The sequence below is a fragment of the Aminobacter carboxidus genome, from assembly GCF_014863355.1.
GTDB lineage: Bacteria > Pseudomonadota > Alphaproteobacteria > Rhizobiales > Rhizobiaceae > Aminobacter > Aminobacter carboxidus.
On sequence record NZ_JACZEP010000001.1, the window covers coordinates 771,849 to 784,658 of the forward strand.

4 protein-coding genes are annotated in these 12,810 nt (G+C 63.8%); all 4 read left to right on the plus strand.

Translation table 11 applies throughout. The features are described from left to right. The first annotated feature begins 252 nt into the window (after window positions 1-252). Window positions 253-8,808 (plus strand): glycoside hydrolase family 94 protein, encoded by an 8,556-nt coding sequence (locus IHE39_RS03650; RefSeq protein ID WP_184768745.1) that lies wholly within the window; start codon window positions 253-255, stop codon window positions 8,806-8,808. Between the two features lie 243 nt (window positions 8,809-9,051). Further along, on the plus strand, window positions 9,052-10,818 hold the full coding sequence (locus tag IHE39_RS03655; protein WP_184768746.1) for a glucan ABC transporter ATP-binding protein/ permease: 1,767 nt from the start codon (window positions 9,052-9,054) through the stop codon (window positions 10,816-10,818). A 108-nt stretch (window positions 10,819-10,926) separates the two neighbouring features. Continuing rightward, the gene (locus IHE39_RS03660) at window positions 10,927-11,691 is read left to right on the plus strand and encodes a heme ABC transporter permease (RefSeq protein ID WP_192565538.1); all 765 of its coding nucleotides are present in this window, start codon (window positions 10,927-10,929) and stop codon (window positions 11,689-11,691) included. Window positions 11,692-11,717: 26 nt separating this feature from the next. After that, window positions 11,718-12,794 carry an NAD(P)H-dependent flavin oxidoreductase gene (locus IHE39_RS03665; protein WP_192565539.1) on the plus strand — a complete coding sequence of 359 codons (1,077 nt, stop codon included), beginning with the start codon at window positions 11,718-11,720 and terminating at the stop codon, window positions 12,792-12,794. Window positions 12,795-12,810 lie beyond the last annotated feature (16 nt).

Here is a 12,810-nt window from a genome sequence, read left to right on the forward strand (position 1 = left end):
AAATATGGCTAAAATTCAGCATGCGAACACGAAAAAGCCCCAATCCTTGCGTTCCGCTCTTCGCCCGGCACTGCTATGAGGCGCGGGGGGAGATTGGCGGCGATGACGCCATATTTTCACTCAATCGCAGTGCAAGAGCGATCAATCGACCTGTTGGTTGCATGCAACCAATTCTTGTTTGAAACGGTTTATGTGGCAGGTCCGCGACGCCGGCAGGCGCTGCGGACTTTCTGTCAGACGGAAATGCTGTACATGAATATTCAGACCGACCCGCGCCGGATCAAAGAAGTAGTGCCGAGCTTTCCGGCCGTGGCCGAACAGCCTATCAGGGCGACGGTCCTGCATGAGGACCGGCTGCGCACGACGGGCGAAAGCATGGCCCGCAAGGAGCTGCGCTCCTATTTCGGTCTCGAGGCATTCGATTTCCACGCCCGCATCCGCGAGAGCGCCAAGAAGATTCTGCAGGTCTATCGCGACACCAATGCCGCGCAGGGCAGGGGCGAGCCTATCACGCCGGCCGCGCAATGGCTGCTCGACAACAATTACCTGGTCGAAGAGACGATCTATCAGGTCAAGCGCGACCTGCCCAAGCGCTTCTACCGCGAACTGCCGACCATCGACCTCGGCAACGGCCAGTCGGTGCCCCGCGCGCTCGCCATCGCCTGGGTCTATGTCGCGCATTCCGACAGCACCGTTTCGGCGCAGATGTTCAAGGCGATCGTCGAGGGCTACCAGGCCGTCGAGCCGCTGCACATTGGCGAGTTGTGGGCGCTGCCGTCGCTATTGCGGTTCGTATTGGTCGAAAACCTGCGCCGCATCGCCGTTCGGGTGAACCGGGCGCGCGAGATGCGGGCCATTGCCAACGACGTCGCCGACCGCTTGCAGAGCGTGCAGGAACAGGACGACGGCCTTGCCCTACTCAGGGCCTATGCGGCGCACGCCCGCGATACGACCTTTGCGACGCAACTGCTCTATCGCTTGCGCGACGGTTCGCAGAACGCCGGCAAGGCCTTGATCTGGCTTGAAAACGAGCTTGAGAAGTCGGGCAGCGACGCCGAAGAGATCATCATCGGCGAACACCACACGCTGTCGAGCGGCAACGTCACCACCGGCAACATCATTCGTGGCCTGCGCCTGATCAACGACCAGGACTGGACCGTCTGGTTCGAGGACGTCAGCCGCGTCGACACGCTGTTGCGCGAGCGCACCAATTTCGCCGAGCTCGATTTCGCATCGCGCGACCAGTATCGCACCGCTATCGAGGAACTGGCGCGTCACTCGAAGCTGTCGGAATTCCAGGTCGCCGAACAGGCAACCGACTTCGCCCTCACCGAAACACCGTCTTCCACCGAGGATCGTGCCGGACTGCAAAAGGAATGCACTGATGTCGGCTTCTTCCTCGTCGGTCCGCGCCGGCAGGAACTGGAGCAGTCGATCGGCTATCGCCCGACCATCGGACGCATCGCCAACCGCGCTTTCCGCAAGACCAACTGGCTCGGCATCGCCCTTCCGGTCTTTGCCCTGACCGTGCTGCTGCTTTTCCTTGCCGGCAATGCCCTGGCGGCACTTGGCCTGCCTACGGCAGCCGTCGTTGTGATGCTGGTGCTGTTTTCGGTGCCGGCCAGCGAGGGCGCGCTCGCCTTCTTCAACACCATCGTGCTGAAGTTCCTCGAGCCGACCCGCCTCATCGGTTACGAATTCAAGGACGGCGTTCCGGCCGAAGCCAGGACACTGGTCGTGGTGCCGTCGCTGATCGGCTCGCGCGACGATGTCGAGGAAAACATCCGCAACATCGAGGTCCATCACCTCGCCAACATGTCGGGCGAGATCCATTTCGCCGTGCTGTCGGATTGGCCCGACAGCCAGGCCGAGATATCGGTCGGCGACCGTGAGATCTATGACTACGCCCGTCGCGAGATCGCCAGGCTCAATCAGCGCTACCCGAGCAAGGGCGCGCCGCTGTTTTACCTGCTGCATCGCCGCCGGCTCTACAATCCGGCACAGGGCTGCTGGATGGGCTGGGAGCGCAAGCGCGGCAAGCTGCACGAACTGAACCTTCTGCTCCGCGGCGACGCCGACACCACCTTCCTGCCGACCGACACGCCGCTGCCCGACAACATCGTCCACGTCATGACGCTCGATGCCGACACGCGCATGACGCGCGGCGTGGTCACCAAGCTGGTCGGCAAGATGTGCCACCCGCTCAACCGGCCGGAGTTCGACGCCGACAAGCGTTTGGTGACGTCAGGTTACGCGATCCTGCAGCCGCGCGTGACGCCATCGCTGACGACGGGTGACGAGGCCTCGTTCTTCCAGCGTGTGTTTTCGGCCCATCGTGGCCTCGATCCTTACGTCTTTGCCGTGTCCGACCTCTACCAGGACGTGTTCGGCGAAGGCACCTTCACCGGCAAGGGCCTCTACCATGTCGACGCGATGGAAGCAGCGCTCAAGGGGCGCATCGCCGAGAACACCATCCTTTCGCACGACCTGCTTGAGGGCGCGCTTGCCCGCTCGGCGCTGGTCACCGACGTCGAAGTGGTCGAGGATTATCCAACCCGCTACTCGGTCGACGCCTCGCGCCAGCATCGCTGGGCCCGTGGCGACTGGCAGCTGCTCGGCTACATCTTCGACCCGAAGTCGGGTGTTCCGGCACTTTCGCGCTGGAAGATGGTCGACAACCTGCGTCGTTCGCTGACGCCGATCTTCTGGGTCATGGCGGCGATTGCCGGCTGGACGCTGCTGCCATTCACCCAGGCCGCCCAGTGGCAGGCATTGCTGATCCTCAGCCTGTTCATGGCGCCGACATTCGACATCATCGATGCCATCTTGCCCAAGAACCGCGAAGCGACTCCGCGCGGCCATTTCAGCGCGCTGGGCCGCGACCTCGCTTTTGGGACGGCGATGGTGGCGCTCAAGGTCGTGCTGATGGCGCATCTGGCCTGGATGATGGGCGACGCGATCATCCGCACGCTCTATCGTCTTTTCGTCAGCCGCGAGAACCTGCTGGAGTGGCGCACGGCCTCGCAGGCACACAAATCGGGCGGCAACGATCTGGCTGCCTACTACCGCATGATGTATGGCGCCGCGATCATCGCGGCGGTCGGCCTGGTCCTGCCTGTCATGACGGATTCGACCGGCGCATTTGTCGCCTTCGCCTTTGCCATCTTCTGGGCCGGTTCGCCGGCTTTCGCCTGGCTGATCAGCCGCTCGGCTGAAACCGAAGACCGGCTGCACGTCGCATCCTGGGACGTCCACACGCTGCGCACCGTGGCGCGCCGCACATGGCACTACTTCGAGACCTTCGTCACGCCGGAACAGAACCACCTGCCGCCGGACAATTTCCAGGAAAATCCAACCGGCGTCATCGCCACGCGCACCTCGCCGACCAACATCGGCGTCTATCTTCTGTCGGTCGTCTCGGCCCGCGACTTCGGCTGGATCAGCCTTGCCGATGCGGTGTCGCGCATCGACGCCACCGTTTCGACCATCGAGAAGATGGAGCGTTTCCGTGGCCATCTCTACAACTGGTACGAAACCACCAGTCTCCGGCCGCTTTATCCGCTCTATGTCTCGAGCGTCGACAGTGGCAATCTCGCCGGTCATCTCGTGGCGGTCGCCGCCGCCTGCTCCGAATGGGCGGAAGCGCCGTCGGTGCACCTCCAGGGCGACTTCGAAGGCATTCTCGACATCGTTTCGATCATCGAGGAGAGCGTTGCCGACCTGCCTGATGATCGCCGCCAATTGAGGCCGCTGCGCCAGCGGCTGATCGACCGCATCGACGGCATGCGCCGTGCCGTGGAAACCATCAAGTCGCAGCCGGAAATGGCCTCGATCCGCACCATCAACCTTGCCGTCTTGTCGGGTGAAATCCGCAAGCTCGCCGGCGCGATCCACACCGAGGCGGCGTCGACCAAGAGCGATGTCCTTGCCGATTGGGCGAGGACACTCGAAATCACTTGCGAGGCGCATGTGCATGACGCGCACAGCGACGACCAGGCTGTGGCGGCGCTGCGCACCAAGCTGATGGAACTGCGCGAGCGCACCCGCAAATTCGCCTTCGAGATGAACTTCTCGTTCCTGATGCGCAACGAACGCAAGCTTCTGTCGATCGGCTACCGCGTCGAGGAGCATCAGCTCGACGAAAGCTGCTACGACCTGCTGGCCTCCGAGGCGCGGCTGACCAGCCTGTTCGGCATCGCCAAGGGCGACATCTCGACCGAGCATTGGTTCCGGCTTGGCCGCCCGATCGTCGAGATCGGCTTCCAGGGCGCGCTGATGTCGTGGTCGGGCTCGATGTTCGAGTACCTGATGCCGCCGCTGGTCATGAAGGAGCCGCAGGGCGGCATCCTCAACCAGACCAACAAGCTCATCGTTCACCGCCAGATCCAGTATGGCCGGTCGAAGGGCATTCCGTGGGGCATCTCGGAAGCGGCCTACAATGGCCGCGACCGGGAGCTGACCTACCAGTACACCAACTTTGGCGTGCCGGGCCTTGGCCTCAAGCGTGGCCTTGGCCAGAACACCGTCATTGCGCCCTACGCGACGGTGCTGGCGGCGCAGTTCCTGCCGAGCGAGGCGACGGCGAACCTGAGGCGCTTGCGCAAACTTGGCGCGCTTGGCCGCTACGGCTATTACGATGCCGTCGACTACACCCCGCAACGCGTGCCCGAAGGCACCGATCATGCGGTCGTCTACAACTACATGGCCCATCACCAGGGCATGTCGATCGTGGCGATCGCCAATGCGATCTTCGAAGGCCGCATGCGCGACCGCTTCCACAGCGATCCCGTGATCGAGGCCGCCGAGCTGCTGCTTCAGGAAAAGGCACCGCGCGACATCCCTGTCGCCACCGTCCGCACCGAAGTTGCCGAACACACCAAGGACGAGACCGCAGATCACAGCGCCGACACCCGCCTTGTGCTCAATCCGATGCGCGCGTTGCGTTCGACAAACCTGATGTCGAATGGCCGCTACTCGGTCATGGTGACTGCAACAGGTTCCGGCTACAGCCGCTGGAACGACATGGCGATCACGCGCTGGCAGCCGGATCCGACCGAGGATCGGCTTGGCACCTACCTGTTTCTGCGTGACACCGAGACCGGCGACTGGTGGTCCGCGACTTCAGAACCGAAGCGCGCCACCGGCGAGCAGACCCAGACCCTGTTCTGCGACGACAAGGCGAGCTTCATCAAGACGGTCGGCACGCTGCGCAGCGAGGTCGAATGCATCGTCGTCTCCGAAGGCAATGGTGAGGCCCGCAAGGTCACCATCTGGAACGACGCTGCCGTCGACCGCCACATCGAGGTGACCTCATTCGCCGAACTGGTGCTTGCGCCGGAGGCCAATGACAACGCCCATCCGGCGTTCTCCAAGATGTTCGTCGAGACCGAGATCACCCACAATGGCAGCGCCATCCTGGCGACGCGGCGCACCCGTGCCGCCAACGAGCCGTCGGTCGTTGCGGCGCATTTCGTCACCGACCAGTCGGGCTTTGTGCGCGACACCGAGGCCGAGACCGACCGCCGCGCCTTCATCGGTCGTGGCCGCACCATCGCCGATCCGGCGGCGTTCGATCCGGGCGCAAAGCTTTCTGGCAGCGCCGGCTTCACGCTCGATCCAGTCGCTGCCCTGCGTCGCCGCGTCCGCGTGCCGGCCAACAAGAAGGTCACGCTGACCTATTGGACGATCGTCGGCTCGACGCGCGAAGAGGTCGAGGAAACGGTCGCCAAGCTCGACCATCCCGAAGGCTTCCAGCGCCAGGCCATGCTGTCCTGGACCCGTTCGCAGGTGCAGACGCGCCATCTCGGCCTCAACCTTGCCGATGCCGCCAATGTGCAGAAGCTCGCGCGTTTCCTGATCTATCCCGACCCGTTCCTGCGCCTGTCGGCAGACGCCATCGCTTCCGGCCTTGGCCGGCAGTCGGCGCTGTGGCCGATGGCGATCTCGGGCGATTTCCCGATCCTGGCGATCAGAATCGGCGACGTCGCCGACATCGAGATCGTCGCCCAGGCGCTGCGTTTCCAGGAATACATGCGCGCCCGCGGCCTCGTTGCCGATCTCGTCATCGTCAATGAGCAGGCGTCGTCCTATGTCCAGGACCTGCAGCAGGCGATCGAGCACCTGTGCGAGAACAGCCGCCTGCGCGGCAAGGAACTCGGACCGCGCCAGCATATCTTCGCCGTCCGCCGTGACCTCATGGACGAGGCGTCGTACCGCACCTTGCTCGCGGTCGCCCGGGTGTGCCTGCACACCCGCAACGGCACCATCTTCGATCAGATCGAACGCGCCGAGGCGGCAGCGCTTCAGGCCCGTGACGCGCTTGCTGCTGCCCAGGCTACCGACCGGTCGGAAACCTCCGCGCTGCAAACCTCGCCTTCGCGCGGCGCCCGCAAGAGCGGCGGTGACGGTCTGTCGTACTGGAACGGTTTCGGTGGCTTCGACGCCGAGGGCCGCGACTATGTCGTGCGTCTCAACGGCACACGGTCGACGCCGCAGCCCTGGATCAACGTCATCGCCAATGCCGGTTTCGGCTTCCACGCTTCGGCCGAAGGCGCTGCCTTCACCTGGAGCCGCAACAGCCGCGACTACCAGCTGACGCCGTGGTCGAACGACCCCGTCACCAACCGTCCGGGCGAGGCGATCTACATTTTCGATCGTGCCAGCGGCAGGACCTACTCGCCGATTGCGGCCGTCGCCCGTGAAGCGGGCGCAAGCTACGAGGCGCGCCACGGCCAGGGTTTCTCGACCTTCCGCTCGAAGCGCGGCACGCTGGCAACCGAGCTGACACACCTGGTCGATCCGAACGATCCGGTTCGCGTTTCGCGGCTGAAGATCGAAAATTCGGGCGCGGTGCCGGCCAAGCTCAAGGTCTATGCCTATGCCGAGTGGGTGCTGGGCAACAGCCGGGCAAAGACGGCCCCCAACATCGTCTCGTCGCTCGATGAGGCGACAGGTGCGCTTTTCGCCCGTAACACCTATGGCCTCGATTTCGGCGAGCGCGTTGCTTTCATGGCCATGGATGGCAAGGCGACCTCGGTAACCTCTGACCGCAATGAGTTCATCGGCAACGGCGGCAACGTCGAGTCACCGCGCGCCGTGACCCTCGGTGCCGAGCTGACCGGACGCGTCGAGGCGGGTGTCGATCCATGCGCGGCGATATCGAGGGATGTCGAAGTGCCCGCCGGCGGCTCGATTTCATTGCTCTGGCTGCTCGGCGATGCCGGGTCGGACGAGGAAGCGAGTGCGCTGGTCTCCCGTCACCTAAAGGTCGATTTCGACCAGAGGCTGGCGGAAAACGAGCGCAACTGGCGTTCGTTTCTGGGCACGATCGAGGTCGAGACGCCAGACAAGGCGCTCGACGCCATGGTCAACAACTGGCTGCCTTACCAGAGCCTGGCCTGCCGCATTCGCGCACGCTCGGCCTTCTACCAGGCAAGCGGTGCCTTCGGCTTCCGCGACCAGTTGCAGGACACGCTCGCGCTGTTGATGCATGATGCAAGCCTCGCCCGTGGGCAGATCCTGAACGCCGCCGGCCGGCAGTTTGCCGAAGGTGACGTCCAGCATTGGTGGCTGCCGCGCACAGGTGCCGGCGTGCGCACCATGATTTCCGACGACGTCGTCTGGCTCGCGAGCGCAACCGCGCGCTACGTCACGGTCACCGGCGACGCGGCGATCCTCAACGAGCAACTGCCCTTCATCGAAGGCCAGCAGCTGAACCCGGGCGAACACGACGCGTTCTTCACGCCGGAGCTTTCCAAGAAGAAGGCCTCGCTCTACGAGCACTGCGCCCGTGCGCTCGACCTTGCCATCAAGCGGACCGCCAAGAACGGCCTGCCGTTGATCCTCGGCGGCGACTGGAACGACGGCATGAACCGTGTCGGCGAAGAAGGCAGGGGTGACAGCGTCTGGCTTGGCTGGTTCCTATTGCGGACGCTGGGCGAGTTCGCCCCGCTGGCCAAGGCCGAGGGCGATTCAAAACGCGCCAACGCCTGGGACAAGCACGCCACGGCATTGAAGCGCGCCCTGGAGAATGCGGCCTGGGATGGCGAGTGGTATCGCCGCGGCAGCTTCGACGACGGCACGCCGCTCGGCTCGCGCAACTCCGACGAATGCAAGATCGACTCGATCGCGCAGTCGTGGAGCGTGATTTCCGGCGAGGGCGATCCCGCACGTTCGCGCACGGCCATGGCACAAGCGACCAGAATGCTGGTCGACGACGAGTTGAAGCTGATCAAGCTGTTCACCCCGCCATTCTCCAAGACCGACAAGGAGCCGGGCTACATCAAGTCCTATCCGCCTGGCGTGCGCGAAAATGGCGGCCAGTACACGCATGCCGCGACCTGGTTTGTCATTGCCTTGGCGGAAATGGGGCAGGTCGACGAGGCCTATCGCTGCTTCTCGATGCTCAACCCGGTCAACCATGCGCTCGACGAGGCCGCTGCCGAGACCTACAGGGTCGAACCCTATGTGGTTGCAGCCGACGTCTATGCCGACTCCTCCAAGGCAGGCCGAGGCGGCTGGACCTGGTACACCGGTTCGGCGGGCTGGCTCTATCGCGCGGCAGTCGAGAGCATCCTCGGCATCAGCCAGCGCGGCAACAGGCTGGTCGTCGCACCGGCCATTCCCAAGCATTGGGAAGGTTATTCGGCGACGCTCCGTTTGGGTGGTGCCGTCTACAGGTTGCGTGTGGTGAGGGACAAAGCCGCTAAAGCTGCGAAAGCAGAGGTCGATGGCGTGAAGGGCAAGGACGCATCTTTTGCCATGCGCGACAGCGGCGAAGTCGACGTTGTGATCCGCATCCCGGCCTAGCCGGGATGCCCCTGCGTCAACTTGGTTGCCGGCTTTGTCATCATTTTGCCGCAACGATGCCTTTTTTCGTTAATTCTCAATTCCTTATCGGATCACAGCAGATTAACGGTCGTAGCCATGTGTTGTTCGATTTTTTTGAACGGAGCGGCTATCTGCGCATTGTCTTGCGGACCCATGACCGCTATTTGTCGGCTATGGTGCAGTGCACAATAAAGGGACGAACGGGACTCAAGGGGTACCAAAGTGTCGTTGCTTGAAGTTTATTGGAGAGCCCTCCGCTATCTTGCCGCCGACGGCAAGAAGGTCGGGCTGATTTGCGCAGCCAACGTCGTGTTGGCAATCGTGACCATTGCTGAACCGATTCTTTTCGGGCGTATCATCGATGCCATCGCTGGAAAGACGGAAGTCGTTCCGACAATGGCGCTGTGGGCGAGCTTCGGCGCGTTCAACATCGTCGCCTTCGTTCTGGTTGCACGCGGTGCCGACCGCCTGGCGCATGCGCGCCGCGGCGAGGTGCTGTGCCAGTCGTTCGAACGCGTCATCACCATGCCGCTTTCCTGGCACCAGCAGCGCGGTACGTCGCATTCGCTGCACACCTTGCTGCGCGCGGTCGAAGCGCTGTTCAGCCTGTGGCTCGAATTCATGCGCACCCATCTGTCGACGGCGGTGGCCCTGCTGCTGCTGATCCCGACGGCGTTTTCGCTCGACGCGCGCATGTCGCTGGTGCTGATCGTGCTTGGCGCACTCTATCTCGCCATCGGCCGGCTCGTCATGCGCAAGACCAAGGAAGGCCAGGCTTCCGTCGAGCGCCACTATCACAAGGTTTTCTCCCACGTCTCGGACTCGGTCAGCAACGTCGCCGTGCTGCAGAGCTACAACCGTGTCGGCCAGGAGACGGAATCGCTTCGTGCCTATGTGAAGGCGTTGATCACTACGCAGAACCCGGTGCTCGACTGGTGGGCGCTGGCATCGGCCATGCACCGCCTGGCTTCGACGATCTCGATGATGGTGGTGCTCTTGATCGGCGCCTATCTGGTCAGCAAGGGCCAGTTGCGCATCGGTGACATCGTTGCCTTCACCGGTTTCGCAGCCCTGCTGATCAGCCGCCTCGACCAGGTCTCGAACTTCGCCAACCAGATCTTCGACGCCCGTTCGAAGCTCGAGGAGTTCTATCGCCTCGAGGACGCGGCCGGCGAGAACCGCGAGCCGGAAGGCTTGCGCGAGCTGGAAAACGTCACCGGTCATGTCCGCTTCGAAAACGTCGGCTTCGAGTTCCCCAACTCGGGGCAGGGCGTCACCGACGTCTCTTTCGAAGTGCGCGCCGGCCAGACCATCGCCATCGTTGGCCCCACCGGCGCCGGCAAGACGACGCTGATCAACCTGTTGCAGCGTGTGCACACGCCGCAGCATGGCCGCATCCTGATCGACGGCATTGATACCCGCACCGTGACCAAGAAGTCGCTGCGCCACTCGATCGCCACCGTCTTCCAGGACGCCGGCCTGCTCAATCGCTCGATCGAAGACAACATCCGCGTCGGCCGCGCCAGCGCGAGTTACGAGGAAGTGCACGCTGCCGCCACCGCGGCCGCGGCGCAGGATTTCATCCTGTCCAAGAGCGAAGGCTACGACACCAATGTCGGCGAGCGTGGCGGCCAGCTTTCCGGCGGCGAACGCCAGCGTATCGCGATTGCCCGCGCCATCCTGAAGAGCGCGCCGATCCTGGTGCTCGACGAGGCGACGAGCGCGCTCGACGTCGAGACCGAGAACCGGGTCAAGGACGCCATCGACATGCTGCGTGACGGCCGCACGACATTCATCATCGCGCACCGCCTGAGCACTGTCCGCGATGCCGACCTTGTCGTGTTCATGGATCATGGCCATGTCGTCGAGATGGGTGGCTTCAACGAGCTGTCTACCCGCAACGGCCGTTTCGCTTCGCTGCTGCGCGCCGGTGGTCTGCTCAATGATGAGGAAGTCCGCCGCGTCACCCATGTCGAGGCCGCGGCCTAGACTTTGCTTCGAACCTGACCTGAACGGGGCGCCTTGGCGCCCCGTTTGCGTTTGTCCGCGACGCTGGAACAGATTGCGAAGAAGAGCGCCCAAGGCTATTTAGCGTCCATGACACAGACGACCTCGCAGGCTTGGCGTTTCAGCGACCTGGCCAATCCAACTCGCTTCATCTCGCTGGTGGACAAGATCGTGCCCTGGCTTGGCGGCGCCTCAGTGTTGGTGCTGGCGATCGGGCTTTATCTGGCCTTTGCAGCACCTGCGGATTTCCAGCAGGGCATCACCGTCCGCATCATGTACATTCACGTGCCTTTCGCCTGGCTCGCCATGATGTGCTACTCGGTGATGGCGATCGCCGCCCTGGGAACGCTCGTCTGGCGCCATCCGCTCGCCGATGTCGCCTTGAAGTCGGCAGCGCCGGTCGGCGCCGTCTTCACCGCGCTCGCGCTGCTCACCGGTTCGATCTGGGGCAAGCCGATGTGGGGGACGTGGTGGGTGTGGGATGCGCGGCTGACGTCGGTCTTCGTGCTTTTCCTGATGTATCTCGGCATCATCGCGCTCACCCGCGCGCTCGATGACCCCACGCGTTCGGCCCGGGCAGCCGCCGTCATCACGTTGGTCGGCTTCATCAACATTCCGATCATCAAGTTCTCGGTCGAATGGTGGAACACGCTGCACCAGCCGGCCTCGGTTTTCCGGATGGACGGCCCGACCATCGATCCGAGCATGCTCTGGCCCCTCATGACCATGGCGCTTGGCTTTACCCTTCTGTTCTTCACTCTGCATCTAATGGCCATGCGCACCGAGATCTGGCGCCGCCGTGTCGTTGCCATGCGCCAGATTGCTGCCCGGAGGGCCGAGCGCCAGCAGGCCTGACGGCTCCTATAAGGAAGGAAGACATCATGTGGCCCGATCGTCGAATTCTTGATCTTCTGGGCCTCGAACTTCCGATCCTGCAGGCGCCGATGGCCGGGCCCGTCGATTCCGAGATGGTGATCGCCGTTTCGGAGGCCGGCGGCCTCGGCGGTTTACCCTGCGCGCTGATGTCGCCTGACAGGGCCCGCACGGAACTCGGCATCATCAGACAGCGCACGTCGCGGCCGATCAACGTCAACTTCTTCTGCCACAACCCCCCGCAAGAGGATCTGGAGCGCGAAGCCGCGTGGAAGAAGCGGCTCGAGCCCTATTACATCGAGCTCGGCCTCGATCCCAAGGCACCTGTGCCGCGCTCGGCGCGTGCGCCATTCGACGACACCTTCTGCGACATCGTCGAGGAGTTCCGGCCGGAGGTGGTGAGTTTCCATTTCGGCCTGCCGGATGCGGCCCTGCTCGACCGCGTCAAAGCGACAGGTGCCAAGGTGCTGTCGTCGGCAACGACGGCAGACGAGGCCGTGTGGCTGGAGGCGAGGGGCTGCGATGCGATCATCGCGCAAGGTGCCGAGGCCGGCGGCCATCGCGGCATCTTCCTGACCGACGGCGTCGCCAACCAGCCCGGCACCTTCGCGTTGGTGCCGCAGGTGGTCGACGCCGTGAAAGTGCCGGTCATTGCCACTGGCGGCATCGCCGATGCACGCGGCATCGTTGCGGCTTTCGTGCTCGGTGCCTCGGCGGTGCAGGTCGGCACGGCCTATCTGTTCTGCCCCGAGGCCAAGGTGGCAGCACCGCACAAGGCAGCGCTGCGATCGGCCAAGGACGATCATACCGCATTGACCAACCTTTTCACTGGCCGGCCGGCGCGCGGCATCGTCAACCGTATCATGCGCGAGGTCGGCCCGCTGTCACAGGATGCACCGGCATTTCCGCTGGCAGGCGGGGCACTGGCACCACTGCGGGCGGCGTCGGAACCGAAAGGTTCGGGCGATTTCATGTCGCTGTGGTCGGGACAGGCGGCGCGGCTCGGCCGCGACATGCCGGCAGCCGAGCTGACACGAGCGCTTGCCGAGGAGACCCAGGCGCTGCTGGCCAGCTTCGCCCGTTAGGCCGTCATCAACGGCA

Excerpts from the sequence above, each read along its gene's own strand:
- IHE39_RS03665 (WP_192565539.1), top strand. The coding sequence starts at position 11,718 with ATGTGGCCCGATCGTCGAATTCTTGATCTTCTGGGCCTCGAACTTCCG.
- IHE39_RS03650 (WP_184768745.1), top strand. The coding sequence starts at position 253 with ATGAATATTCAGACCGACCCGCGCCGGATCAAAGAAGTAGTGCCGAGC.
- IHE39_RS03660 (WP_192565538.1), top strand. The coding sequence starts at position 10,927 with ATGACACAGACGACCTCGCAGGCTTGGCGTTTCAGCGACCTGGCCAAT.